This is a genomic window from Streptomyces sp. NPDC046876 (genome assembly GCF_040645035.1).
GTDB lineage: Bacteria > Actinomycetota > Actinomycetes > Streptomycetales > Streptomycetaceae > Streptomyces.
Genome location: NZ_JBEYXK010000099.1, coordinates 1 through 25,150, shown reverse-complemented (window position 1 = coordinate 25,150; position 25,150 = coordinate 1). Strand labels below are relative to the sequence as shown.

Sequence of the window (25,150 nt, the reverse complement as noted above, 5' to 3'; positions counted from 1 at the left end):
CGGCGACGGTGTCGGCCGTGAGGGTGTCGGGGTGGAGTGCCTGGGCACCGCCCCAGACCCCGCGCCTCAATCGCCGGCGGGGCTGGAATTGCCGCGCAGCGGCACAATCCAGCCCGCGCGGCGTTTGAGCGCACCGGGCGCGAAGCGCCAGGAAACGGTCCGGGCGGAGCCCGGTTTCGGGAAGGGGCGGGGTGGGGAACGGCTCCGCGCAGCCCCGGCCCCGGCCCCGGCCCCGGCCCCGGCCTCAGCCCCGGCTTCGGGAGGGCGCGGCCCGGGCGGCGGTCACGGCACGCGGCGGCCGGCCGGAGGTCAGGGGCGGGGCCGGCGGCGCAGGAGGCGTTTGGTGGCCATGACCAGGGCCGTGCCCACGGCCAGGACCGCCGCGCCCTTGGTGAACGAGCCGCCGCCGCCCGCCCCCGCGCCCGTGGGGCCGGCGGCGGCCGGCGGGCTCCCCGGCCCGCCGGACGGCGGCGGCGCCGAGGCACCCGCCGCGCCCGCCGGCCCCGCCGGCACCGGCACCGCCACCACCCGGCTGTTCACCCCCTCCGACCCGAACATCAGCGTCGACCCGTCCGCCGAGTACGTCACCGACTCCGCCTGCCCCTGCCACGGCGCGTCCACCCGCTCGCCCGCACCCTCCGGCCGGCCGTCCGTCCACGGCCAGGTCCGTGCGAAGAAGTACCCGCGCAGCGTGAGCCGGCCGCCATCCGGCGAGAATGCCCCGTCCGTCACCCACGGCAGGTCCGCCACCCGCCGGAACACGTTCGTCCCCGACGCCGACAGCTGCTCCGGCCCTTCGTACAGCCCGCCCTTCTCCTCGCTCTTGCTCGCGATGTACACCCGCCCCGTCACCGGATGCACCATCAGCGCCTCGGCGTTGCGCGGCCCGTCGGCGTACTTCACCGTGAACTGCTCCGCCGTGACCGTGGCGTCCGCCAGCACCTTCGGCTCCGGGAAGCGGTAGATCCAGACGTGGTCCCACGTCCCGTTCAGGTTGTCGCCGATGTCGCCGACGTACAGCTGCCCGTCGGGACCCAGCGAGATCGCCTCGACGTCGCGGGGCGTCCCGATCCCCGACAGGGTGATCCGGGCGACGGTCTTCCCGGTCGCCGAGTCGACCGCGTACACGTACGGGCCGTCGTCGCTGTCGTTGTGCGTCCAGTAGACGCCCGGATGGATCCGGCTCGCCGCCAGACCGCTCGACTCCTTGATCCGCGGATCGCTGATGGTGAAGCCCGTCGGCGCGGGTGCCGGTACGGGGGTCGCGGCCGCCGCAGGGCCCGGCAGCAGCAGTACGAGCGCAGCGAACGCGGCGAGCCCGCCGACAGCGGCGGAACTCCGGGACACGGACGACGACGGCAACGGCAACGGCAACGGCAACGGTGACGGCGGCAGCAGGCGCATACCCCCAGCCTGCCAGGGGCCCGCACGCCCCGCGGGGCCGCCATCCGCGGGCGACGGCCACCGTGTCCGGCATCACAGGGGATTGCGCCGCGTGATCCGCGATGATGACCGGATGCGTTTCATGTTCGTCGGCGATTCCATGACCATCGGACGCGCCGGCGACTACACCTGGCGCTACCGGATGTGGCAGCACCTCAACGCGACCTTCGGCGGCCCCTACCGCATCGTCGGCCCGCGCAGCGAGCTGTACGACATCCACGCCGACGCCCCGTCCAGCCACGCCTACGCCGACCCCGACTTCCCCGAGCTCGCCCGCCGCCACCTGGCCGGCTGGGGCGAGGGCTGGCAGCACATGGCCCCCGTCATAGGCCCGGCCGTCGCCGCCGGCAAGGCAGACGTCCTGCTCGTCTCCCTCGGCCTGATCGACCTCGGCTTCTACACCAAGGCCGACGAGACCGCCGCCAACGCCCGCCGGTTCATCGGCGAGGCCCGCGCCGCCCGTCCGTCCGTCCGGATGGTCCTGCTGCCGGTCATACCGAACGTACGGGCCGAGTCCGACGAGCCCTTCGCCGCCGAGGTCGCCCGCTTCAACGAGCTCCTCGCCAAGGCCGCCGCCGACCTGTCGACGCCCGCCTCGCCGATCCTGCTGGGGGCGCGCCCGGACGCGTACGACATCCACCGCGACACCTACGACGGCACGCACCCCAACGCCTCCGGCGAGCACCGGCTGGCCGGCGAGTTCGCCGCCGTCCTGCACCAGGCGTGGGGCATCGGCGGCCCCTACCGCGCCGCCGCCGACCGCGCCTGACACGCAAGCACGTACGGCGCAACGCGTAACACGCCCTTCACCCGCGGCACTTGCCTCGAGCGCACTCCAAGCAGTTGGCTAGGGCCCCATGAAGTACACACAGCTCGGACGCACCGGCCTCAAGGTCAGCCGACTTGTACTCGGCACGATGAACTTCGGCCCCCAGACGGGGGAGCCGGAGAGCCACGCCATCATGGACGCCGCCCTCGACGCCGGCATCAACTTCTTCGACACCGCGAACGTGTACGGGTGGGGCGAGAACAAGGGCCGCACCGAAGAGATCATCGGCACCTGGTTCGCGCAGGGCGGCCGCCGCCGCGAGAAGACCGTCCTCGCCACCAAGGTCTACGCGAGCATGGCGCCGGAGGGCCAGCCGTGGCCCAACTACGACCGGCTGTCGGCGCTGAACATCCGGCGGGCCGTCGACGCCAGCCTCAAGCGGCTGAACACCGACTACATCGACCTCTACCAGTTCCACCACGTGGACCGGCTGACGCCGTTCGAGGAGATCTGGCAGGCCGTCGAGGTCCTGGTCCAGCAGGGCAAGATCCTCTACGCCGGCTCCTCGAACTTCCCCGGCTGGAAGATCGCCCAGGCCAACGAGACCGCGGCCCGGACCGGCCGGCTCGGCCTCGTCAGCGAGCAGTGCCTGTACAACCTCGCCGAGCGGCGCGCCGAGCTGGAGATCCTCCCGGCCGCGCAGGAGTACGGGCTCGGGGTCATCCCGTGGTCCCCGCTGCACGGCGGCCTGCTCGGCGGGGCCATCCGCAAGGCAGCCGGATCCGGGCGCACCGCCAGTGGCCGCTCGGCCGATGCGCTCGCCAACAGCTCCGTCCGGGCGCAGGTGCAGGCGTACGAGGACCTGCTGGACAAGCACGGCCTGGAGCCGGGCGAGGTCGCGCTGGCCTGGCTGCTGACCCGGCCGGGTGTCACCGGGCCGATCGTGGGTCCGCGCACGGCGGAGCAGCTCGCGTCCGCGCTACGGGCGGTGGAGCTGGAGCTCTCGCAGGAGGTCCTGGACGGCCTGGACGAGGTCTTCCCGGGGCCGGGACCGGCGCCGGAGGCCTTCGCCTGGTAAGGGCAGTACCACTGCTCCTGCTACTGCCCGACGGCGGCGGCCACGGCCACGACGACGAACATCAGCACGAGCACACCGGCCATCACACGGTTACGGGTCTTGGGATCCACCCGTCGAGCGTAACGCGACCGCCCGCGTCCCCCGCACGGAGGGGCGCGGGCGGTGCGCGGTCACGGGGCGTCGGCCTGGAGCGGCCAGGCCTCGAGGACCTCGTAGCGGGGCCGGTCGCCCGGGATGCCGCTGGTGGGGAGGTTGCTGCGGATCAGGCTGAGCTCGCGGACCTGCCAGGGCGTGCCCTCGAAAGGGGCCAGGGCGTCGAGGTACGGGCGCAGCGTGGTGCCGCCGTGGCTGCGGGCCAGGGTGAGGTGGGCCTTGTAGCGGCGGTGCTGCTCCATCGGGACCCCGGCCCGGCGGGCCGCGGCGTCCGCGCGTTCGGCCAGCATCCGCAGCTCGTCGATGCCGCCGGCGGCGCCGGTCCACAGGGCGCGGTTGCCGAAGTGGCCGGCGCCGTGGAAGCGGAGGGGGAAGGGGGCGGTGCGGTGGGCTGCCCGGGCCAGGCGGGTGTACAGCTCCGGCAGGACGGCTTCCTGCACCTCGCCCATGAAGGCGAGGGTGAAGTGCCAGCCCGCCTCCGCGGTCCAGCGCAGCCGCTCGTCCTGTACCGCCTGCACGGCCTGCCGCAGCTCGGCCAAGGCCCGCTCCGGCGGCACCACGGCAGCAAACAGCCTCATACCCCGAGCCTAAACGGCCCACCCGGGCCCCGCCGACGCCTGCGCGTTTCCGGCATCGCCGGCGTCGGGGGCGCGGGGACCGGGGTGGCGGCCCTGCGGCGGGGCTACGCGGCCTTGACCAGGCGGCCCTCGGCCGTCGGGACGAAGGCCACGCCCTGCCGGCTGACGCTCAGGCGGAGGTTGCCGACGCGGGAGAGGACCACCGCGATCGCCGCGGCGGCGACCAGCGAGGCGGCGCCGCCCGCGGCCATGCCGATCCGGGGCCCGTACGTGTCGGTGATCCAGCCGACCAGCGGCGCGCCGATCGGCGTGCCCCCGGTGAAGACCATCATGAACAGGGCCATCACGCGCCCCCGCATCTCGGGGTCGGCGGCCGTCTGGACGATGGTGTTCGCGGTGACGTTCACCGTCAGCCCGAACATCCCGATGGGCACCAGCAGCGCCGCGAAGAGCCAGAACCCGGGGGCGAAGGCGGTGGCGGCCAGCAGGGCGGAGAACACCAGCGCGGCCGTGACCAGGAGCCGCAGCCGGGCGAGGCCCCGCCGCGCCGCCAGCAGCGCGCCGGCGAGGGAGCCGGCCGCGAGCAGGGTGTTCAGCAGCCCGTACGTGCCGGCGTCCTCGTGGAAGACGTCGCTGACGAACGCCGACAGCCAGATCGGGAAGTTGAACCCGAAGGTCCCGATGCATCCGACGAGCACGATCGGCCAGACCAGCTCGGGCCGCCCGGCGACGTGCCGCAGGCCCTCGCGCAGCTGGCCCTTGGCCCGCGGCTGCGGCTCGACGCGGTGCAGTTCGGCGGCGCGCATCAGCAGCAGGCCGGCGACGGGAGCGGCGAAGGACAGCCCGTTCAGCAGGAAGGCCCAGCCGGAGCCGACGGCGGTGATGAGCACACCGGCCACGGCCGGGCCGACCAGCCGCGCGGACTGGAAGTTCGCCGAGTTCAGGCTGACGGCATTGGCGAGCTGGTACGGGCCGACCATCTCCGAGACGAAGGTCTGCCGGGCCGGGTTGTCCACGACGGTGATCAGGCCGAGGAGCAGGGCGGCGACGTACACGTGCCAGACCCGGACGTCTCCGGCCAGGGTCAGCGCGGCGAGGGCGACGCCGGTCAGGCCCATCAGGCTCTGGGTGGCGATCAGCAGCGGCCGCTTGGGGAGCCGGTCGGCGAGGACGCCGCCGTACAGGCCGAGGACCAGCATGGGCAGGAACTGCAGCGCGATGGTGATGCCGACGGCCGAGGCCGAGCCGGTCAGGGACAGGACCAGCCAGTCCTGGGCGATGCGCTGCATCCAGGTGCCGGTGTTGGAGACGGCCTGTCCGAGGGCGAAGAGCCGGTAGTTCCGGATCCGCAGCGAGGCGAACATCGACTTCGAGTCCGACGTCGACTTCGACGTCGAGTTCGAGTGCGACGTCGGCTTCGAGGTGCGGTTCGCCCGGGGGGTGGCGGTGGTAGGGGTGGGTAGGTGGCCGGGTGCGGAACTGGGTCCGTTTCCCGTACTCAAGAGGTCAGCCTCCTTGCGTCGTTCCTATAGGTGCGCGAGCTTCTCCAGGACGGGCGCGGCCTCGCGGAGCTTGGCCCATTCGTCCTCGGTGAGCTCTGCCGCGAGCCCGGCCAGGAAGGCGTTGCGCTTGCGGCGGCTCTCTTCGAGCATCGCCTCGGCCTCCTCCGTCTGGCTGACCACCTTCTGGCGGCGGTCCTCGGGGTGCGGTTCCAGCTTGACCAGTCCCTTGGCCTCCAGCAGCGCGACGATGCGCGTCATGGACGGCGGCTGCACGTGCTCGCGCCGGGCCAGCTCACCGGGGGTGGCGCGGCCGCAGCGGGCGAGGGTGCCGAGGACCGACATCTCGGTCGGGCTCAGCGATTCGTCGACGCGCTGGTGCTTGAGGCGTCGGCCCAGCCGCATGACGGCGGAGCGGAGGTCGTTCACGGCGGCAGCGTCGCCGCCATGGGAAAGGTCGGGCATGTCCTTAGGGTAACTCATTACTCTCTCTAAAGAACAACGGGATACCCGTCACTCATACGAGTGAGCGGGCGGCGAAAAACGACACGCGTCCACACCCTGTGCCCCGACCCTTGCGCCATGGGGACACACGTGCTGAGCATGCGCATAGACGGGGAGCTGCTCGACCGCCTCCGGGTTCACGCCGCCAAACGCGGAATGAGCGTCCAGGACTACGTGGTCCGGACGCTCATTCGCGATGACTTCGACGAGCGCTTCAAGGCGGCGGTCGACGAGACGGAGAAGTTCTACGGGCTGACCTGAGCCGGCCGTGGCGGGGTCCTGCCTGCTGCCTCTGCCTACGTGAGGCCGAGCGCCGGCATGGCGTAGTAGAAGACGAACACCGCCGACACGACGTACATGGCCACCGGGACCTCGCGGCCCCGGCCGGTCGCCAGGCGCAGCACGCTGAAGCTGATGAAGCCGAGCCCGATGCCGTTGGTGATCGAGTACGTGAAGGGCATCATCACCATCGCCAGGAAGGCGGGGACGGCGATGGTGAAGTCGCTCCAGTCGATGTCCTTGACCGAGCCCGCGAGGATCAGGAAGCCGACCGCGACCAGCGCGGGCGTGGCCGCCTGGGACGGCACCATCGTGGCGAGCGGGGTGAGGAACAGGGCCACCGTGAACAGGCCGCCCGTGACCACGTTCGCCAGGCCCGTACGGGCGCCCTCGCCGACACCGGCGGTGGACTCCACGAAGCAGGTGGTGGCCGAGGAGGACGAGGCGCCGCCGGAGGCCACGGCCAGGCCGTCGATGAACAGGACCCGGTTGATGCCGGGGAAGTTGCCGTCCTTGTCGATCAGCTTGGCCTCGTCGCCGACGCCGAGGATCGTGCCCATCGCGTCGAAGAAGCAGGACAGCAGCACGGTGAAGACGAACAGGCAGCCGGTCAGCACGCCGACCTTGCCGAAGCCGCCGAACGGGCTGACCTGGCCGACGAGCCCGAAGTCGGGCGCGGCCACCGGGTTGCCGGGCCACTTCGGCACGGTCAGGCCCCAGCCGGAGTCCGGCAGGTCGGCGACCAGCTGGACGACGAGGGCGGCGACGGTCATCGCGACGATGGAGATCAGGATCGCGCCGGGCGTCTTGCGGATCAGCAGCGTGAACGTCAGCAGCACGCCGACGATGAAGATCAGCACCGGCCAGCCGTGCAGGTGGCCGTTCAGCCCGAGCTGGAGCGGCACCGTGGTGTGCGCGGCGTCCGGGATGCGGGTGACGAAGCCGGAGTCGACCAGGCCGATCAGCATGATGAACAGGCCGATGCCGATCGCGATGCCCTTGCGCAGGCCCAGCGGCACGGCGTTCATGACCCGCTCGCGCAGGCCGGTGGCGACGAGCAGCATCACCACGAAGCCGGCGAGCACCACCATGCCCATGGCGTCGGGCCAGCTCATGCGCGGGGCGAGCTGGAGGGCGACCACGGTGTTGACGCCGAGGCCGGCGGCGAGGGCGATCGGGACGTTGCCGATGACGCCCATGAGGAGCGTGGTGAAGGCCGCCGTCAGGACGGTGGCGGTCACCAGCTGGCCGCCGTCGAGCTGGTGGCCGTACATGTCCTTCGCGCTGCCGAGGATGATCGGGTTCAGCACGATGATGTAGGCCATCGCGAAGAAGGTGGCGAAGCCGCCGCGGATCTCGCGGCCGACGGTGGAGCCGCGCTCGGAGATCTTGAAGAAGCGGTCCAGGCCGGACGTCCCGGGAGTCTGGGGCTGCGCGGCGGGCGCGGGGGCCGGGGCAGGGGCCGACGTGCTCATGCGGTCCTCATTGCGTGGGCGGTGGGGGGTTCATACGGAGAAAATGGGCCGAGCCCACACCGTTTCAGTATGAACACATGAACGAAAGCCCGTCCATCTCCGCGCGTAGACCTCGAATTCGGCCGCCTAGACTTGTGGGCATGGCGAAATGGACTGCGAAACACGAGGCGCCGGAACCCCTGGAGGGCCCGGTCGTCGCGACCGTCACCGGCGGCACGATCCTCTGGTTCGCCCTGTTCCTCGTCCAGCTGCCCTTCTACGGCTGGTTCGCCGACCGGGACCTGCTGTGGTGGGTCTGGTGCTGCGCGGCCGGCGGCGGGCTCGGCCTCATCGGCATCTGGTACGTCCGCGGCCGCGACGCCGCGCTCAAGCGGCACGCCGCGGCGGCGCAGGCCGAGGCCGACGCCGACGCCCGTCCGGCGCCCTGACGGAAATGATCACTGGGACCGGGGTGGATTTCCCTCATCCCGTCATCCCGAAGTCTGATCTTCACTCTTCTCGGCGGGTGAAGCGGCAGAACCCGCTTTACCGTCGAAAGCATGACGCAGCGGGCAGAGACCGAATCCGACGGGCCCGGGCCGCGCGGTGACGGCGGCGCCGGCGGCTCCGGTACGGCGGGCTCCGGCACAGCGGGTTCCGGCACGGCCGGTCCCGGCACGCCCGGTTCCGGCACCGCGGGCGCCCACATCGACGCGGGCGCCGAGCTGGACCCCGTCCACCCCGTGGCCCCGCCCGCTCCCCGTTTCGAGCCCCGCGGTCTGAGCACCGCCGAGGTCGCCGAGCGCGTCGCGCGCGGAGCCGTCAACGACGTGCCCGTCCGCTCGTCGCGCTCCACCGCCGACATCGTCCGCGCCAACGTCTTCACCCGCTTCAACGCCATCATCGGCGTGCTGTGGGTCGTCATGCTGTGCGTCGCGCCGCTCCAGGACAGCCTCTTCGGCTACGTCATCCTCGCCAACACCGGCATCGGCATCATCCAGGAGCTGCGCGCCAAGAAGACCCTCGACAGCCTGGCCGTCATCGGCGAGGCCAGACCGAGCGTCCGCCGCGACGGACGCACCGCCGAGATATCCACCTCCGAGATCGTCCTCGATGACGTCATCGAGCTGGGGCCTGGCGACAAGGTCGTCGTCGACGGCGTCGTCGGCGAGGCCGACGGCCTGGAGATCGACGAGTCCCTCCTCACCGGCGAGGCCGACCCCGTCCTCAAACGGCCCGGCGACCCGGTGATGTCCGGTTCCTTCGTCGTCGCCGGCGGCGGCGCGTTCACCGCCACCAAGGTCGGCCGCGAGGCCTACGCCGCCCAGCTCGCCGAGGAGGCCACCCGCTTCACCCTCGTCCACTCCGAGCTGCGCTCCGGGATCTCCACCATCCTCAAGTACGTCACCTGGATGATGATCCCGACCTCCATCGGCCTCATCGTCAGCCAGCTGGTCGTCAAGGACAACAACCTCAAGGACTCCATCGCCCGCACCGTCGGCGGCATCGTCCCGATGATCCCCGAGGGCCTGGTCCTGCTGACCTCCGTCGCCTTCGCGATCGGCGTCGTCCGGCTCGGCCGCAAACAGTGCCTCGTGCAGGAGCTGCCCGCCATCGAGGGCCTCGCCCGTGTCGACGTCGTCTGCCTCGACAAGACCGGCACCCTCACCGAGGGCGGCATGGACGTCACCGAGCTCCGCCCGCTCGCCGGCGCGGAGCCCGCCCACGTCAAGAAGGTCCTCGGGGCGCTCGGCGAGTCCGATCCGCGCCCCAACGCCAGCCTCCAGGCCATCATCGACGCCTACCCGGACAGCGCGGACTGGCGCTGCACCGAGTCCCTGCCCTTCTCCTCCGCCCGCAAGTACAGCGGGGCCAGCTTCAGCGAGGGCGACGGCGAGAACTCCACCTGGCTGCTCGGCGCCCCCGACGTCCTGCTCCCGACCGGCGACCCGGCCCTGCAGGAGATCGACGCGCTGAACGAGCAGGGCCTGCGCGTCCTGCTGCTGGCCCGCGCCGCCCGCGAGCTCGACGACGAGGCCGTCGCCTCCGGGGCCCGCCCGACCGCCCTGATCGTGCTGGAGCAGCGGCTGCGCCCCGAGGCCGCCGACACGCTGCGCTACTTCGCGGACCAGAAGGTCCACGCGAAGGTCATCTCCGGCGACAACGCGGTCTCCGTCGGCGCGGTCGCCGGCAAGCTCGGCCTGCCCGGTGCCGAGAACACCGTCGACGCGCGCAAGATGCCGGCCGAGCAGGCGGGCATGGCCGAGGTCCTCGACGGCAACTCGGTCTTCGGCCGGGTCAGCCCGCAGCAGAAGCGGGACATGGTGGGCGCCCTGCAGTCGCGCGGCCACACGGTCGCGATGACCGGCGACGGCGTCAACGACGTCCTCGCCCTGAAGGACGCCGACATCGGTGTCTCGATGGGCTCGGGCTCGGAGGCCACCCGGGCCGTCGCGCAGATCGTCCTGCTCGACAACAGCTTCGCCACCCTCCCCTCGGTGGTCGCCGAGGGACGCCGCGTGATCGGCAACATCACCCGCGTCGCCACCCTCTTCCTCACCAAGACCGTCTACTCGGTGCTGCTGGCGGTCCTGGTGGTCTGCTGGCAGGTGGAGTACCCCTTCCTGCCGCGCCACCTGACCCTGCTGTCCACCCTCACCATCGGCGTCCCGGCGTTCTTCCTGGCCCTGGCCCCGAACAAGGAGCGGGCGCGGCCGCACTTCGTGAGGCGGGTGATGCGGTACGCGGTCCCGGGCGGGGTGATCGCCGCGGTCGCCACGTTCGTCACGTACCTGCTGGCCCGCCACCACTACACCGGCCCCGACTCCCTCCCGGCCGAGACGAGCGCGGCGACGCTGACCCTGTTCCTGACCTCGATGTGGGTCCTGGCGATCATCGCCCGCCCGTACACGTGGTGGCGGCTGGTGCTGGTCGGCGCGATGGCGGGGGCCTTCCTGGTCGTCCTGGCCGTCCCGTGGCTCCAGGACTTCTTCCAGCTGAGGCTGGTGGGCACCCCGATGCCGTGGGCGGCGGTCGCCATCGCCGCGGCCGCCTCCGCCCTGATCGAAGTCACCTTCCGCTGGGTGGACCACCGCTTCCCGGCGTAGCCCGGCAGGACCTTTTGGGATCACCCTTTCGAGGGATCGACTGCGCGCGTCGGGCGGCGCCATAATCGAATTATGGCAACGAAGAAGATCACGATCTCCTTGCCTGAGGAGATCGTGGAGTACATCAAGGCGAGCGTCGATGCCCGTGGCGTCTCGGCCTTCGTGACGGACGCCGTCGAGCACAAGATCGCCATGATCAAGCTGACCAAGCTCTCCGACTTCCTGGACGAGGAGTACGGCCCGCTGACTGCCGAAGAGCTTCGAGCCGCGGAGGCCCGTTTGGATGAAATGGACGCCTGGTTCGACGAGCAAAGAGAGCAGAGACAAGAGCGAGAGGTGGCGGACCCCCTCGAGGGGAAGGCAGCCGCATGACGCCGCGCACGGAACAGGCTGAGGCCCCGCGGCCGCGCACGCTGGTCCTCGACTGCGAAGCGCTTTCCAAGGCCGCCCGAGGCGATCGCACGGTGCGCGCCATGATCAGGCGGTCGCCCAACCGCGAGATGCGAGTGGTGACGTCGGCGCTCACCACGCTGGAGGCCTGGGACCCGAGAGCGGGCGTCCGTCAGGAAGCATGGAACTGGATGCTGTCCAGCGTGGACATCGTGCACACCGACGACGACACGATCGCCACGGCTCGCATGCTCCTGAAGGAAGCGGGCCTGCACGGCCACAAGTACGCCATCGACGCCGTGCTGGCGGCCATCGCCCTCCGTGCCTCGGGCCCGGGTGCCATCGTCCATGTCCTCACGTCCGATGCGGACGACATGAAGCGCCTCCTCGGAGGCCACCCGGTGCGCATCGAGCCCGTTTAGGCGGCCCGATCGCCCACCCGGGCCGCGGTCAGGGCCGCGTCGGCGGGGTGGGCCAAGGGGCTGCTCGCGTGGGCGGCGGGCACGGTGCATGCGCTGAGCCAGGCGCGGAGCAGGGTGCGGAAACGGGTTCGGGCCGGGCTGCGGCGTGCGGTGCTGTTCACGCACCTCATGCTGCTGCCCGGCCCGTCATCACGTCCAACGATGAATCATGCAGGGGTCATTAGCTCTGCTGATGGGATGGGATCGAGCTCGGCCTAGTCGAACCAGCGGTCGCGGGCCAGTTCCGCCGTGCGGGACGGGTCCTCCAGGAGGGCGGCCACCTCGAAGCGGCGGGGCCACTGGCCCGCCGACCAGGCGAGGCCGGCGGCCACGCCCTCCAGGGTGGAGGCGTGCAGGGTGCCGTCCGGGGTGCGGCGCCAGTCGAGTTCGACGCCGCCCGCGACCAGTTCCTCGTGCTCGATGTACGTGCGCGGGGTCGCCGGGCCCAGCAGCAGCAGGACCGACTCCGGGACCTCGTGCTCCTCACCGGGCGTGCTGACTTGCGCCGGGACCGTCTCCGACAGCCGCCGGACCTGGAGCAGGTCCGCCAGGTCCGCGGCCCGCGACGGGGCCACCGGCAGCAGGGGCAGCCCCGCGGTCAGCGGGAGCAGGTCCGGGGCGTCCGCGATCACCGCGTCGGCCGCGTCCACGACCCGGATCACGCCGTCGACCACGGCGCGCAGCTCGTCGGGGAGGGTGACCTGCTCGGGGTCCAGATCGGCCAGGGCCCCGTACAGGGCGTGGAGTTGGCGGTCGGTGACCTCGCGATCGGGGTCGGCGAGGCGGCCCAGGAGCTCGGCCGCGCCGCCGGGCTCGTCGAGGAGGGCGGCGACCGAGGTGCGTACGCCGAGGGCGCGCAGGACCTGCTCGTCCTCGAAGCCGGTGGCGTCCGCCGAGGTGTAGAGCCCGGCCAGCAGCGGGTCGCCGCCGGCCGAGCGCAGGCCGGCCGGGCGCCGGCCGTCGAGCACGGGGTGGTCGCGCAGCCACCAGGCGGTGTACGGGCGCACGGACTGCGTGGTGCCGTCCGCCAGCAGGACCCGTACGGGCTGGATCAGGGCGTCGCGCAGCGGCGGCTGCGCGAGCATCGCGAGGGCCTGGGGCCAGCAGTCGTCGTCGACGAGGTCGAGGTCGCGCACGGCGGTGATCTCGGTGGCGACCGGCGGCAGCGGGCTGTCCGGGAGCTGGTCGAGGACGTCCTCGCACCACACGTCGACGGCGTCGAGCAGGCCGACGTCGTCGGGCTCGGCGTAGTCGGTGTCGCGGGGCTCGAGTTCGTCCGGGTCGAGGACCACGTCGGTGGCGCGGACCAGCTGGAAGGTGGCGAGCACGCCGCAGGCGGTCAGCGGCTGGGCGCCCCAGCGGGCGGCGAGTTCGGCGTCCACGTACGGGACCTCGTCCTCGCGGATCACCGAGGCGAGGGGGGAGCCGGGCAGCAGGAGCTCGCCGGCCGGGGCGAGTTCGCCGTCCTCGTCGGGCAGGGCGAGCGCGCCGAGCCACGGCTCGTCGCCGGGGGCGAGGTCGGCGTCGCGGACCAGGCCGAGGACGATCTCGGCCAGCTCGTCGGCGTCGAGGGCGTCCTCGTCCCACACCTCGCCGGCGTCGAGGGAGCCGGCCACGGCGGCCCGCACCTGCGGGGTCGTCAACACGGCGCGGGGCGTGGCCGGCAGGGCGCCGAGCCGCTCCAGCAGCGGGTGCGCGGCGTCGGGGTGGGCCACCTTCAGGCCGAGCCGGGCCAGGTCCTTGGGGGTGTCCGCGCCGGGCAGCAGGACGTGCCGGGGACCGATGGTGGTGCGCCCGTCGGCCAGCGGCACGGGCAGCCCGGACAGCCGGTCCGGGTCGACCCCGGCGAGAGTGTCGTACAGGCGGTGCCACCACTCGGGGGTGCGCTCGATGCCGGCGATGCGCTCGATGGCGTCGCCGAGCGGGAGCCGGCCCACGCCGAGGGTGCGCAGCTCGGGGCGGCGCTCGAGCCCGGCGGGCAGCAGGGTCGGCAGCACCTCGGCCAGCACCCGTACGGTGTCGGCTCCGGCGCCCTCGACGACCTCGGCCTCGAAGGGGCGCAGGGCGGCGCGCTCCTGCTCGTCCTCGGCCGGGACGACGGCCGGGGCGAGGAAGGCCGTACGGGGCAGCCGCTGCAGGACGGCGGCGCGCAGGGCCCCGTCGAGCGGGCCCTTGCCGAGCGGCCCGGGTACGAGGTCGACGAGTGCGGTGCTCACCGGCTCCCAGGAGCCCAGCAGTTCTGCGTACGCGTCGGCGGCGCGCTCGACGAGGAAGTCGGTCAGCGGCCCGGGCGCGGGGTGGCGGCGGGCGGTGTCCAGGGGGAGGGTCGCGATGAGCAGCGCGGGGATGCCCAGCGGTTCGTCGGTCGGGGTCGGGGCGTGCACGACGGGGGCGGTGGCGGGCGGTACGGGCGCGCCCTCGGCGTCGACGGGCACGGCCCAGGACACCGTCCAGGTGGGCCGCAGCCGCTCCTCCACCGGCCGGTCGGCGAGGAGGGCGGGCTCGATGGGGCCGCTGTGGCGGACGGTGGCCCAGCGGCGGGTCTGCCCCCGGGAGTCCTCGATGACGGTGTGGGGGCCGTCGGCGCCGCGGCGCAGGGTCCGGGTGCCTTCGGCCGGGGTGTCGATGACGATCTCGTGCAGCCCGGGCAGGGTCAGCAGCAGCGCGTCGTCGATGCCGGCCAGCAGCCGCGCGGCCAGGTCCTCGGCGGCGGCGTCGCGCAGCGGGAGGACGACGACGGTGTCGTAGCCCTCGGGGGCGGTGCCCTCGGCGGGCAGCGGGAGCCGCAGCAGCGGGACGTGGCCGTCGCGGCGGCGCAGTTCGTCGCCGAGGCCGGGGCTGTGCCGGGCGGCCTCGGCGGCCAGTTCGCGGGCCTCGGCCAGGGACCAGCGCACGCCGCCGTGCCGGCCGAGGACGGCGGGCTCGTCGGAGACGGCGAGGACGGCGGCGAAGCCGACGCCGAAGCGGCCGACGGTGTCGCCGGAGGCGGTGGACTCCCGCTTGGCGGAGGCGCGCAGGGTGCTCAGCGACTCCACGCCGGTGGCGTCGAGCGGGGCGCCGGTGTTGGCGGCGGCGAGCACGGCCCGGCCGTCGACGTCGGTGTGCAGGGTCAGCCGCAGCCGGCCGGGCGCCTGGGCGCGGGCCGCGGCGTCGGCGGCGTTCTGCGCCAGTTCGACCACGAGGCGGTCGCGGTAGCCGCCGAGGGCCAGGTCCTCCTCGGCGTTGGCGTCCTCGCGGAAGCGGGCCGGGCCCGCACCCCACGAGTCGAGCACCCCGCGCCGCAGCCGGGCCGTGCCGAAGGGGTCCGCGCCGCCCTGGGCAGCCGTCACTCGCACGCTCACGCCGCTTCCTCCAAGAATTGCCGAGACCTCGACGGTATCGCGTGCCGTGCCCCGGCCGTGAGGTGGGCGAATACCACGGCGGGGGCCTGTCGGTGGGGAAACGGTCCTTCTTGTGTGTGTCGTCCTCGTACGTGTCGGCCCCCGCGGGTATCGCCCTCGTACGGGGCCGGCCCGCACGTGCCGGCCCCGTACGTGCCGAGCCCCCGGCGACGCGGGGGTCGCCGGGGGCTCGGGGGTCGCCGGGGGCTCGGGGGAGAAGACGGGAAAGTGTGGTCAGAGCTTCTCGATCACGTAGTCGATGCACGCCGTCAGCGCCTGCACGTCCGCCGGGTCGATCGCCGGGAACATCGCGATGCGCAGCTGGTTGCGGCCGAGCTTGCGGTACGGCTCGGTGTCCACGATGCCGTTGGCGCGCAGCACCTTGGCGACGGCCGCCGCGTCGACGTCGTCCGAGAAGTCGATCGTGCCGATGACGGACGAGCGCTTGTCGGCGTCCACGACGAACGGGGTGGCGTACTTCGAGGCCTCCGCCCAGCCGTACAGGGTGCGCGCGCTGGTCGCCGTACGGGCGGTCGCCCAGTCCAGGCCGCCCTGGCCGTTGATCCACTCCAGCTGCTGGTCCAGCAGGAAGAGGGTGGACAGCGACGGGGTGTTGTACGTCTGGTTCTTCAGCGAGTTGTCGATCGCCGTCGGCAGCGAGAAGAACTCCGGGATGTGCCGGCCCGACGCGTGGACGCGCGCCGCGCGCTCCAGTGCCGCCGGGGAGAACGCCGCGAGCCACAGGCCGCCTTCGGAGGCGAAGGACTTCTGCGGGGCGAAGTAGTAGACGTCGGTCTCGGTGATGTCCACCGGCAGGCCGCCGGCGCCCGAGGTCGCGTCCACCAGGACGAGCGAACCGGCGTCGGCGCCCGCGACGCGCTTGATCGGCGCCGCGACACCCGTCGAGGTCTCGTTGTGGGTGTACGCGTACACGTCCACGCCCGCCTCGGCCACCGGCTCGGGGTGCGTGCCCGGCTCGGAGGAGATCACGGACGGCTCGTCCAGCCACGGCGCGAGCTTCGCGGCCTTGGCGAACTTCGACGAGAACTCGCCGAAGGTCAGGTGCTGGGACTTGCGCTCGATCAGGCCGGCGGTCGCGACGTCCCAGAAGGCGGTGGAGCCGCCGTTGCCCAGGATCACCTCGTAGCCCTCGGGCAGCGAGAACAGGTCCCGGATGCCCTGGCGCACCGAGCCGACCAGGTTCTTGACCGGGGCCTGGCGGTGCGAGGTTCCGAGCAGGGAGGTACCGGTGGCGGCGAGGGCGTCCAGCGCCTCGGTCCGCACCTTGGAGGGGCCCGCGCCGAAGCGTCCGTCGGCGGGCTTGATGTCAGCGGGAATCTGGATCTCAGCCACGAGCGGAGCGTATCCGGTCGGGGACCCGGTGCCGGAGGCGCGTCCACCCGGTGAGACGAACGTCGCTGGTGGGAAGGTGGGGCGCGTGAGTGCATCCGGGGAACTCGAACGGACATTGCGGGACGCACTGCGCGGGGAGGTGGACTTCGGGGCCGCGGCGCGGGCCCTGGTGACCATGGACGCCTCCAACTACCGGCGCGTGCCGGTCGGGGTGGTCGCCCCGCGCGACGCCGGGGACGTCGCGGCCGCCCTGCGGATCTGCGCCGCCGCCGGGGTGCCGGTCGTCCCGCGCGGCGGGGGCACTTCCATCGCGGGGCAGGCCACCGGGACGGGCGTGGTGCTGGACCTCACCCGCCACATGAACGCCCTGGTGTCCCTGGACCCCGGGGCCCGCACCGCCGTCGTCCAGCCGGGCCTGGTCCTCGACCGGCTGCGGGAGGCGGCGCGACGCCACGGGCTCGCCTTCGGGCCGGACCCCGCCACCCACTCCCGCTGCACCCTCGGCGGCATGATCGGCAACAACGCGTGCGGCGCCCACTCGGTGGCCTGGGGCACCACCGCCGACAACGTCGCCGAGCTGGAGGTGGTCGCGTACGGGGGCGGGGTGCACCGGATCGGGACCGGGTGGGACGGGGCGCCGGCCGGGCTGCGGGAGCTGGTGGCCGCGAACCTGGAGGTACTGCGCACGGGGATGGGGCCGGCCGCCACCGGTCCGGCCCCCAGCGGCGGCTTCTCGAGGCGGATCTCCGGGTACGGCGGCCTGGACGCGCTGCTGCCCGAGCGGGGCGTGCAGCTCGCCCGCGCCTTCTGCGGCAGCGAAGGCACCCTCGGCGTCGTCACCGAGGCGGTGGTCCGGCTGGTCGAGGCGCCGCGCGCGCCGGCCCTCGCGGTCCTCGGGTACGCCGACGAGAGCGCGGCGGCGGACGCGGCCGCGGGCCTGCTCCCGCTGCGGCCGCTGACGGTGGAGGGCATGGCCGAGGACCTGGTCCGCGGCGCGGCGGCGGACCTGCCGCGGGGCCGGGCCTGGCTGTTCGCGGAGATGCGGGACGAGGGCGCGGCGCGGGGGCTGGTACGGGTCGCGGACGCCCTCGACGCGGTGGTGGTCACCGACCCGGCGGCGCAGCGGGCGCTGTGGCGGATCCGGGAGGACGCGGCCGGCACCGCGACCCGGACCCCGGACGGGGGCATGGCCTGGCCCGGATGGGAGGACTGCGCGGTGCCGCCCGCGCGGCTGGGGGCGTACCTGCGGGAGTTCCGCGCGCTGCTGGCGGCGCACGGGCTGCGGGGCACCCCGTACGGGCACTTCGGCGAGGGCTGCGTACACGTACGGATCGACTTCGACCTCGTCACGGCGCCCGGCGTGGCCCGCTTCCGGGCCTTCTCGCAGGAGCTCGCCGACCTGGTCGCGGCGCACGGGGGCTCGCTGTCCGGGGAGCACGGCGACGGGCAGGCGCGGGCGGAGCTGCTGCCGCGGATGTACGGGCCGCGGGTGATCGCGCTGTTCGAGGCGTACAAGGACTCGTGGGATCCGCGGGGCGGGATGAACCCGGGGATGCTGGTGCGGCCGGCGCGGCTGGACGAGAACCTGCGCTTCGAGGTGCTGCCGAAGGGGGAGGCGCTGGCGGGGGAGGGCCTGGCGGGGGAGGTGGCCCGCTGCGTGGGCGTGGCGAAATGCCGCTCGGGTCTGTCGCCGTCGCCGTCCGACCCGGGGGTGATGTGCCCCTCGTACCGGGTCACGGGGGAGGAGCGGCACTCCACGCGGGGGCGCGCCCGGCTGCTGCACGAGATGCTGGCCGGGGAGGTCCTGCGGGACGGCTGGCGCTCGGCGGAGGTCGCCGAGGCGCTGGACCTGTGCCTGGGCTGCAAGGGCTGCCGCAGCGACTGCCCCGTCGGGGTGGACATGGCGGCGTACAAGACGGAGTTCCTGCACCGCCACTGGTCGGGCCGCATCCGGCCCCTGGCCCACTACACCCTCGGCGGCCTGCCGGACTGGCTCCACCTGCTCGCGACGCTGCGGCTGACCCGCGCGGCCGACGCCCTGGCCCGGCTCCCGTTCGCGGCCCGGGTGGCGGGCCTGGACCCGGCCCGTCGGCTGCCGCGGCTGTCGCCGGAGCGGTTCACCGCCTGGTGGCGAGCCCGCGGGGCGGCGGTCCCGGCGGTCCCGGCCGGGCCCGAGGTGCTCCTCTGGCCCGACACCTTCACGGAGTTCCTGGCCCCGCAGGTGGGGCGGGCGGCCGTGGAGGTGCTGGAGGACGCCGGGCTGCGGGTCGGGCTGCCGGGCGGGCGGGTGTGCTGCGGGCTGACGTACCTCTCCACCGGGCGGCTCGACCGGGCCCGCGCCACCGTGCGCCGGACCCTCGACGCCCTGGGCGACGCGGACGCCCCCGTCGTCGTCCTCGAACCCAGCTGCGCCGCGGCCCTGCGGGCCGACCTGCCGGCGCTGCTGCCGGACGATCCGCGGGCCGCCCGGCTCGCGGCCGCCGTCCGCACCTTTGCCGAGGCGCTGGAGGAGTACGCCCCGCACTGGCAGCCGCCCCGCGTGGACCGGCCGGTGGCCGGCCAGACCCACTGCCACCAGCACGCGGTGCTCGGCGACGCCGCGGACCGCCGGCTGCGGGAGCGGGCCGGGCTGACGGGCGGGCTCAGCGGCGGCTGCTGCGGCCTGGCCGGCAACTTCGGCTTCGAGCCGGGGCACCATGCGGTGTCGGTGGCCTGCGCCGAGGAACGACTCCTGCCGTCCCTGCGCGCGGCCCCGGCGGAAACGGTCGTCCTGGCGGACGGCTTCTCCTGCCGCACGCAGATCGCCGAACTGTCCGACACCCGCCCCCGCCACCTGGCCGAGCTCCTGTCCGAAGCCACCCGCCTCAATCGCCGGCGCGGCTGAATGTGCCGGCCCCCGGTCCGAACGCTGGCGGCCTGATGGCCGAAACCCGGCTCCGCCGGTCACCGGGCGCTGCCCGGACCCGCGCCTCAATCGCCGGCGGGGCTGGATTTGCCGGGCCCCGGCTCGGAAAGGTGGCGGGTGGGGTGGTGGGACCCGGGCTCCGCCCGGTGCCGGGCGCCGCCCGGACCCGCGCCTCAAACGCCGGCGAGGCTGGATTTCTCGGCCCCCGGCTTCGAAAGGAGCGCGGGCGGACCTCGGGGCCCGGTACCCGCCTCCTTCCGACGCCTGGGTCCGGCAAATTCAGCCTCGCCGGCGTTTGAGGCGCGGGGTCTGGGGCGGAGCCCCAGGGGCCAGGCGGCTTCGGCGGCGCCTGGTGATGGAGGCCGGGTAGACCCGGCCTCCCTGGCGCCTGGGGCGGGGGCCAGGCAACCTCAGCCCCGCCGGCGATTGAGGCGCGGGGTTCGGGGGCGGGGCCCCGGGATACCGTTCCGGCGGGGCGTGACTGTAAGGCAGGGCACGGTGCGGGGGTCCTTACGTACGGCTTAGTCTGGACAAATGCCCGTACCGCCTGCCACCGCCCCCGCCCCCGCCCCCGCTCAAGGGGGCGCTACCCCGGGAGCGGATCCCGAGGCCGCCGTTGCCGCCGCCGCGACCGCGGGATCGGACGTCGGCCGGGGCGGTCGGCTCGGCCCCGTCGCCCTCGTCATCGCGGCCGGGATCTCGGTGCAGTTCGGCGCCGCCCTGGCCGTCATGATCATGCCGCGGGCAGGCGCAGCCGGCGTGGTCACGCTCCGCCTGGCCGCCGCCGCCCTGGTGCTGCTGCTCCTCTGCCGCCCCCGCATCCGCGGCTACTCACGCGCCGACTGGGGCACCGTCGTCGCCTTCGGCGTGGCGATGGCCGGCATGAACGGCCTCTTCTACCAGGCCATCGACCGCATCCCGCTCGGCCCCGCCGTCACCCTGGAGGTGCTCGGCCCGCTCGTGCTGTCCGTGGTCGTGTCGCGCCGCCTGGTGAACCTGCTGTGGGCGGCGCTGGCCCTGGCCGGGGTCGCCCTCCTCGCCGGCCACGGCGGAGAAGGCGGCGGCTTCGGCGGCCTCGACCCGGCCGGCGCGGCCTTCGCGCTCGGAGCGGGCGCGATGTGGGCGGCGTACATCGTCTTCAGCGCGCGTACGGGCCGCCGCTTCCCGCAGGCGGACGGCCTGGCCCTGGCCATGGCCGTCGCGGCGGTGATCTCCCTCCCGCTCGGCATCGCCGAGGCCGGCTCCGCGCTCCTGGTCCCCGGCACGCTGGTACTCGGCGTGGGCGTCGCCGTCCTGTCCTCCGTCCTTCCGTACACCCTGGAACTGCTGGCGCTGCGCCGCCTCCCCGCCCCGACGTTCGCGATCCTGATGAGCCTGGAGCCGGCGATCGCGGCCACCGCCGGCTTCCTGGTCCTCGGCCAGGCGCTTTCGGCCCTCGACGCCCTGGCCATCGCCCTGGTCATCGCGGCGAGCATGGGCGCGGTCCGCTCCCAGTCCCGGCGGCAGTCGCGGGTGAAGTGAGCCGGGGCCGGAGCCGGCTCGGGGCTATCCCAGCGGCAGGTCCACGTACGACGGGGTCGTATCCGGGGAGGTGAAGGCCAGCGTGGCGCGCGGGAGGTTGGCGTCCGCGTAGAAGGGGTCGCGGGCGTCGATGACCAGCATCAGGCGGTGCCCGCGCGGGACGTCGTACGCGGTCGCCTGGAGCTCGATGTCCGCGGCGACCAGGCTGTCCGGCGGCGACTGGAGGTCGGAGTACGGGGCGTGCGTGACCAGGTGGCCCGTGCCGTCGGGCGCCACGTCCAGCAGGTACGCCACGAACGTGGACCCGGAGTTCGCCGCCCGGTAGGTGACGCGGAGCCGGGGGGTGCCGCGCAGGCGGGCGGTCTCCGGTTCGGGGTCCGCGGTCCACACGGCGGCGACGGTGCGGTCGATGTCGCCGGTCCGGTAGGCCTTCGGGCGGCCCGCCATCTCGTCGTACCCGGACCGCACGATCCCGTCGGCGACGACCGCCGGCGTGTCCACCCCGCACAGCACGCCCGTGCTCCAGCCGGCCTCGGGCGCGTCCGCGAGCTCCCCGCCGTCCACCAGGTGCAGCCGGCGCACGTGTTCGGTGACGGAGTGCCAGGTCGGGCGGGGTTCCAGGGTCCGGCCCCACATCACCTCGCCGAGCACCTGACCCTCGTCGGGGATGCCGTTGTCGGCGCCCTTGAGGTGGTGGTCGAGCCAGCGGTGCGCGGTGGTCCAGATCCGGTTGGGCAGGCCGGCCAGGCCAGTCATCTCCGGCCCGCCGTGGTCGCCGACGGACAGGTCGATCCGCTTGGGCCCGGTGAGCTCGTTGAACATCTTCAGCGTCTGGTTGACCGGGAAGAGCGTCTCGTGCCAGGCGTGCGAGAAGTACACCGGCACCTGGCGCCGGTTGAGCTCCTTGACCTGCCCGAACGGCGAGCGCTGCCCCGCCCAGCGCAGGGCCGCCTCGACGTCCCGGCCCGCGAGCACGTTCTCGAACACGGACTGCGTCTGCGGGCTCAGCCGCGCCCGCCCCGCCGCCCGCAGCAGCGCCTCCACGGCGGCCACGCGCCGGGTCCGGTTCTCCCGGAAGACCTCGCCGAGGTCGCCCCAGGTGCTGAGCGCGACGACCGCGTCGACGCGGGTGTCGTGCGCGGCGACCAGCTGGCCGATGCCCGAGCCGTACGAGGTGCCCAGGAAGCCGATCCGGGTCACCGGGCCGGTGGTCCGCTCGATGAGGTGGTCCAGGACGCGGCTGCCGTCGGCGACGTCGAGGGGGCCCGCCACCTCGACCTGGCCCTCGGAACCGGCGAAGCCGCGGGCGCTGTAGGCGAGGACGTTGTAGCCGCGGGCCGCGCACACGGCGGCCTGGACGGCGTACGGGAGCCAGCCGAGGTCCGTCCATGGCGAGGGCATCACGATCACCGGGCGCGGCCCGCTCCCGGTGTGCCGCCACAGCGCGCCGTCGAGCAGGTCCCCGTCGGCGCCGGCGACCTTGATCCGGCCGAAGACGGCGACGGCCCGGGAGTCGGCGACCTGTGCGGCCCGCGCGGGGGCCAGGCCCGTGACGTCGCCGCTCTCCAGGGCGGACACGAAGGCGGTGAGGGCGGTCGCGTCGAGTTCGGGATGGAGGGAGAAGGCCCTCGAGGTGTTCCAGGCGTGCGAGGGGTACGAGGCGTTCGAGGCGTTCGAGGGGTTCGAGACCACGGCAGTTCGTCCTCTTCGTCGGCGGCCCGTGCGAAGCGTTCAGTATCGGGGCGGTGTCCGGTGCCGTTTCGCGGCTTCGCGACGTACGGCCGAAACCGCCTCCCGCGGCGCGGCGGGCGGGGTGGCGCCGCACCTGCCCGTCGACTCGGATGCCACCAAATCCCTTCGCCCACACGCCGATTGGGAGACGTGGCGAGAAGGGAGCGCCTCGCAAGAAAACCATGCAAGCATGCTTGATTGTTTCGGGGCGGGGTGCCAGTCTTCCCCTCACGCCGAGAGGAGAGCACGCCGTGCCCGATCCGTCCGCAGCCACCGCCGTCTTCACCGATCTGCGCGAGGAGAGCCTCGAACTGGACTCCCTCGTACGGGACCTGCCCGACGCCGGCTGGGCGAAGCCGACCCCCGCGCCCCGCTGGACCATCGCCCACCAGATCGCCCACCTGCACTGGACCGACCGGGCCTCGCTGGCCTCCCTGACCGACGCCCCCGGCTTCGCCCGCATGGCGGAGGCGGCCGCCAAGGCCGCCGAGGGCTTCGTGGACGAAGGGGCCGAAGAGGGCGCGGCGCTCCCGCCCGCCGAGCTGCTGGCCCGCTGGCGGGAGACCCGCGCCGAGCTCGGTGAGGCCCTGGAGGCGGCCTCGCCCGACGCCCGCTTCCCCTGGTACGGGCCGCCCATGAAGGCCGCCTCCATGGCGAGCGCCCGGCTGATGGAGACCTGGGCGCACGGCCAGGACGTCGCGGACGCGCTGGGCGTACGCCGCACGCCGACCGCACGGCTTCGGCACGTGGCCCGGATCGGGGTGCGGGCCCGCGACTACGCGTTCGCGGTACGGGGACTGCCCGCGCCGGCCGCGGAGTTCCGCGTGGAGCTCGTACCGCCGGGCGGCGGGGAGCCGTGGGCGTACGGGCCGGCGGAGGCGGAGCAGCGGATCACCGGGCCGGCCCTCGACTTCTGCCTGCTGGTCACGCAGCGCGCGCACCGCGCCGACCTGGCCCTGGCGGCGGTCGGGCCCGACGCCGACCGCTGGCTGGACATCGCCCAGGCCTTCGCCGGCCCGGCGGGCCAGGGCCGCGCCCCCGGTACCGCACGGTGACGCGCCTGCCGGAGCGCCGCCCGCTGCGGATCGGCAACGCGTCCGGGTTCTACGGGGACCGCTTCGACGCCGTACGGGAGATGCTGACCGGCGGCCCGCTGGACGTGCTGACCGGCGACTACCTGGCCGAACTGACCATGCTGATCCTCGGCCGCGACCGGCTGAAGGACCCGGACGCCGGCTACGCGAAGACCTTCCTGCGCCAGCTGGAGGAGGGCCTCGGGCTCGCCCAGGAGGGGGGCGTCCGCATCGTCGCGAACGCCGGCGGGCTGAACCCGGCGGGACTGGCCGCCGCGATCCGCGAACTGGCCGCCGAAACCGGTGTGCCGGTGGCGGTCGCCCACGTGGAGGGCGACGACCTGATGCCGTACGGCGACGGCGCGCTCACCGCCAACGCCTACCTCGGCGGCGCCGGCATCGCGGCCTGCCTGCGGGCGGGCGCGGACGTGGTCGTCACCGGCCGGGTCACCGATGCGGCCCTGGTCAGCGGGCCGGCGGCCTGGTGGTTCGACTGGGCGGACGACGACTGGGACAGGCTGGCCGGGGCCGTGGTCGCGGGGCACGTCCTGGAGTGCGGGTCGCAGGCCACCGGCGGCAACTACTCCTTCTTCACCGCCCACGACGTCCGGCGCCCCGGCTTCCCCCTGGCGGAGATCTCCGAGGACGGATCGGCCGTCATCACCAAGCACCCGGGGACGGGCGGGGTGGTGTCGGTGGGCACGGTCACCGCCCAGCTCCTCTACGAGACGCAGGGGCCCCGCTACCTCGGCCCCGACGTGACGGCCCGCCTGGACACCGTCCGCCTGGCCGACGCAGGGCCGGACCGGGTCGCCGTCACCGGCGTCGTGGGCGAGCCGCCGCCCGACACCCTCAAGGTGGGCGTCACCCGGATCGGCGGCTGGCGCAACGAGGTGGTCTTCGTCCTGACGGGCCTGGACATCGAGGCCAAGGCGGCCCTGCTGAAGTCCCAACTGGCCGGCGCCCTGGAGGAGGTGGCGGAGGCGGAATGGACCCTGTCCCGCACGGACCACCCCGACGCCGACACCGAGGAGACGGCGAGCGCCCTGCTGCGGCTGGTGGTCCGCGACCCCTCCGCCGACCGCATCGGCCGCGCCCTCACTTCCCAGGCCATCGAACTGGCCCTGGCCAGCTACCCGGGCTTCCACGTGACGGCCCCGCCCGGGGCGGCCCAGCCGTACGGGGTGTTCGACTCGGCGCCGGTCCCGGCCGCGGAGGTGCCACACACGGCGGTCCTCCCGGACGGCACCCGCCTGCCGATCCCGGCTGCGCCGTTTTCCTCCCCCACCCCGCCCCTTCCCGAAACCGGGGCCTGCGCCCCCGGCCCCCGCCGCGGGGCTGCGCCCCGCACCCCCTCGGGGGCTCCGCCCCCGCACCCTCCCCCGGCTACCGCTGGGGGTACCCCCAGCGCCTCAAGCGCCGGCGGGGCTGATTCAGCCCGCGCGGCGTTTGAGCGCACCGGGCGCGAAGCG

At 73.9% G+C, this 25,150-nt stretch carries 20 protein-coding genes; 11 read left to right on the top strand and 9 right to left on the bottom strand.

Features of this window, described 5'->3' with window-relative positions; genetic code table 11:
- Nucleotides 1-309: 309 nt before the first annotated feature.
- On the bottom strand, nt 310-1,347 hold the full coding sequence (locus tag ABZ924_RS32050; RefSeq protein WP_361917637.1) for a WD40 repeat domain-containing protein: 1,038 nt from the start codon (nt 1,345-1,347) through the stop codon (nt 310-312).
- A 169-nt stretch (nt 1,348-1,516) separates the two neighbouring features.
- On the opposite strand from ABZ924_RS32050, the gene ABZ924_RS32045 reads away from it, so the two are divergent.
- Both ABZ924_RS32045 and ABZ924_RS32040 read left to right on the top strand, forming a co-directional pair.
- Nucleotides 1,517-2,212, top strand: a complete 696-nt coding sequence (locus ABZ924_RS32045) for a GDSL-type esterase/lipase family protein (RefSeq protein WP_361917646.1) — start codon at nt 1,517-1,519, stop codon at nt 2,210-2,212.
- Between the two features lie 88 nt (nt 2,213-2,300).
- Nucleotides 2,301-3,290 carry an aldo/keto reductase gene (locus tag ABZ924_RS32040; protein ID WP_361917634.1) on the top strand — a complete coding sequence of 330 codons (990 nt, stop codon included), beginning with the start codon at nt 2,301-2,303 and terminating at the stop codon, nt 3,288-3,290.
- 170 nt (nt 3,291-3,460) lie between these two features.
- Here ABZ924_RS32040 and thpR read toward each other — a convergent pair whose 3' ends face one another.
- The 3 genes from thpR to ABZ924_RS32025 all read right to left on the bottom strand — a co-directional run bounded on the left by thpR (nt 3,461) and on the right by ABZ924_RS32025 (nt 5,985).
- Nucleotides 3,461-4,021: an RNA 2',3'-cyclic phosphodiesterase gene (thpR, locus tag ABZ924_RS32035; RefSeq protein WP_361917631.1), complete on the bottom strand. Its 561-nt coding sequence runs from the start codon at nt 4,019-4,021 to the stop codon at nt 3,461-3,463.
- A 104-nt stretch (nt 4,022-4,125) separates the two neighbouring features.
- Nucleotides 4,126-5,385, bottom strand: coding sequence for an MFS transporter (locus ABZ924_RS32030; RefSeq protein ID WP_361917643.1), 1,260 nt, complete (start codon nt 5,383-5,385; stop codon nt 4,126-4,128).
- 162 nt (nt 5,386-5,547) lie between these two features.
- Nucleotides 5,548-5,985, bottom strand: coding sequence for a MarR family transcriptional regulator (locus tag ABZ924_RS32025; protein ID WP_361917628.1), 438 nt, complete (start codon nt 5,983-5,985; stop codon nt 5,548-5,550).
- A 117-nt stretch (nt 5,986-6,102) separates the two neighbouring features.
- Here ABZ924_RS32025 and ABZ924_RS32020 point away from each other — a divergent pair, with 117 nt between their 5' ends.
- Complete coding sequence (locus tag ABZ924_RS32020; RefSeq protein ID WP_361917625.1) at nt 6,103-6,285, top strand: ribbon-helix-helix protein, CopG family; 183 nt, start codon at nt 6,103-6,105, stop codon at nt 6,283-6,285.
- Between the two features lie 35 nt (nt 6,286-6,320).
- On the opposite strand, the gene ABZ924_RS32015 is transcribed toward ABZ924_RS32020, so the two are convergent.
- Nucleotides 6,321-7,778, bottom strand: coding sequence for an NCS2 family permease (locus ABZ924_RS32015; RefSeq protein WP_361917622.1), 1,458 nt, complete (start codon nt 7,776-7,778; stop codon nt 6,321-6,323).
- A 140-nt stretch (nt 7,779-7,918) separates the two neighbouring features.
- Here ABZ924_RS32015 and ABZ924_RS32010 point away from each other — a divergent pair, with 140 nt between their 5' ends.
- From ABZ924_RS32010 to ABZ924_RS31995, 4 genes are all read left to right on the top strand, one after another.
- A complete protein-coding gene (locus ABZ924_RS32010; protein WP_361917619.1) occupies nt 7,919-8,206 on the top strand; it encodes a DUF2530 domain-containing protein in 288 nt (95 codons plus the stop codon).
- Between the two features lie 111 nt (nt 8,207-8,317).
- Nucleotides 8,318-10,864: an HAD-IC family P-type ATPase gene (locus ABZ924_RS32005; protein WP_361917616.1), complete on the top strand. Its 2,547-nt coding sequence runs from the start codon at nt 8,318-8,320 to the stop codon at nt 10,862-10,864.
- 72 nt (nt 10,865-10,936) lie between these two features.
- A complete protein-coding gene (locus ABZ924_RS32000) occupies nt 10,937-11,236 on the top strand; it encodes a hypothetical protein (protein ID WP_361917614.1) in 300 nt (99 codons plus the stop codon).
- Nucleotides 11,233-11,676 (top strand): hypothetical protein, encoded by a 444-nt coding sequence (locus ABZ924_RS31995; protein WP_361917611.1) that lies wholly within the window; start codon nt 11,233-11,235, stop codon nt 11,674-11,676. The genes ABZ924_RS32000 and ABZ924_RS31995 overlap by 4 nt, the downstream gene beginning before the upstream one ends.
- Here the strand turns inward: ABZ924_RS31995 and ABZ924_RS31990 are convergent.
- The 3 genes from ABZ924_RS31990 to serC form a co-directional block, all read right to left on the bottom strand.
- Nucleotides 11,673-11,837, bottom strand: a complete 165-nt coding sequence (locus ABZ924_RS31990; protein WP_361917608.1) for a hypothetical protein — start codon at nt 11,835-11,837, stop codon at nt 11,673-11,675. The genes ABZ924_RS31995 and ABZ924_RS31990 overlap by 4 nt on opposite strands.
- 93 nt (nt 11,838-11,930) lie before the next feature.
- Nucleotides 11,931-15,056 carry a molecular chaperone Hsp90 gene (locus ABZ924_RS31985; RefSeq protein ID WP_361917605.1) on the bottom strand — a complete coding sequence of 1,042 codons (3,126 nt, stop codon included), beginning with the start codon at nt 15,054-15,056 and terminating at the stop codon, nt 11,931-11,933.
- 273 nt (nt 15,057-15,329) lie between these two features.
- Nucleotides 15,330-16,448, bottom strand: a complete 1,119-nt coding sequence (gene serC / locus ABZ924_RS31980) for a phosphoserine transaminase (RefSeq protein WP_361917602.1) — start codon at nt 16,446-16,448, stop codon at nt 15,330-15,332.
- Nucleotides 16,449-16,533: 85 nt separating this feature from the next.
- On the opposite strand from serC, the gene ABZ924_RS31975 reads away from it, so the two are divergent.
- Together ABZ924_RS31975 and ABZ924_RS31970 are read left to right on the top strand one after the other, a co-directional pair.
- Nucleotides 16,534-19,332 carry an FAD-binding and (Fe-S)-binding domain-containing protein gene (locus tag ABZ924_RS31975; RefSeq protein WP_361917599.1) on the top strand — a complete coding sequence of 933 codons (2,799 nt, stop codon included), beginning with the start codon at nt 16,534-16,536 and terminating at the stop codon, nt 19,330-19,332.
- Nucleotides 19,333-19,887: 555 nt separating this feature from the next.
- The gene (locus ABZ924_RS31970) at nt 19,888-20,874 is read left to right on the top strand and encodes an EamA family transporter (RefSeq protein ID WP_361917596.1); all 987 of its coding nucleotides are present in this window, start codon (nt 19,888-19,890) and stop codon (nt 20,872-20,874) included.
- A 24-nt stretch (nt 20,875-20,898) separates the two neighbouring features.
- On the opposite strand, the gene ABZ924_RS31965 is transcribed toward ABZ924_RS31970, so the two are convergent.
- Entirely contained in the window at nt 20,899-22,566 is a 1,668-nt protein-coding gene (locus tag ABZ924_RS31965) for an alpha/beta fold hydrolase (protein WP_361917594.1), read from the bottom strand.
- Between the two features lie 290 nt (nt 22,567-22,856).
- Between ABZ924_RS31965 and ABZ924_RS31960 the strand changes: the two genes are divergently transcribed.
- Nucleotides 22,857-23,660 (top strand): TIGR03084 family metal-binding protein, encoded by an 804-nt coding sequence (locus tag ABZ924_RS31960; protein ID WP_361917591.1) that lies wholly within the window; start codon nt 22,857-22,859, stop codon nt 23,658-23,660.
- An 80-nt stretch (nt 23,661-23,740) separates the two neighbouring features.
- Nucleotides 23,741-25,150 (top strand): acyclic terpene utilization AtuA family protein (locus ABZ924_RS31955; RefSeq protein ID WP_361917640.1); only part of this gene is annotated, 1,410 nt, incomplete at its 3' end.

Coding starts and splice junctions, on each gene's coding strand:
- ABZ924_RS32045 (WP_361917646.1), top strand. CDS start 1,517: ATGCGTTTCATGTTCGTCGGCGATTCCATGACCATCGGACGCGCCGGC.
- ABZ924_RS32040 (WP_361917634.1), top strand. CDS start 2,301: ATGAAGTACACACAGCTCGGACGCACCGGCCTCAAGGTCAGCCGACTT.
- thpR (WP_361917631.1), bottom strand. CDS start 4,021: ATGAGGCTGTTTGCTGCCGTGGTGCCGCCGGAGCGGGCCTTGGCCGAG.
- ABZ924_RS32030 (WP_361917643.1), bottom strand. CDS start 5,385: ATGTTCGCCTCGCTGCGGATCCGGAACTACCGGCTCTTCGCCCTCGGA.
- ABZ924_RS32025 (WP_361917628.1), bottom strand. CDS start 5,985: ATGCCCGACCTTTCCCATGGCGGCGACGCTGCCGCCGTGAACGACCTC.
- ABZ924_RS32020 (WP_361917625.1), top strand. CDS start 6,103: ATGGGGACACACGTGCTGAGCATGCGCATAGACGGGGAGCTGCTCGAC.
- ABZ924_RS32015 (WP_361917622.1), bottom strand. CDS start 7,778: ATGAGCACGTCGGCCCCTGCCCCGGCCCCCGCGCCCGCCGCGCAGCCC.
- ABZ924_RS32010 (WP_361917619.1), top strand. CDS start 7,919: ATGGCGAAATGGACTGCGAAACACGAGGCGCCGGAACCCCTGGAGGGC.
- ABZ924_RS32005 (WP_361917616.1), top strand. CDS start 8,318: ATGACGCAGCGGGCAGAGACCGAATCCGACGGGCCCGGGCCGCGCGGT.
- ABZ924_RS32000 (WP_361917614.1), top strand. CDS start 10,937: ATGGCAACGAAGAAGATCACGATCTCCTTGCCTGAGGAGATCGTGGAG.
- ABZ924_RS31995 (WP_361917611.1), top strand. CDS start 11,233: ATGACGCCGCGCACGGAACAGGCTGAGGCCCCGCGGCCGCGCACGCTG.
- ABZ924_RS31970 (WP_361917596.1), top strand. CDS start 19,888: ATGCCCGTACCGCCTGCCACCGCCCCCGCCCCCGCCCCCGCTCAAGGG.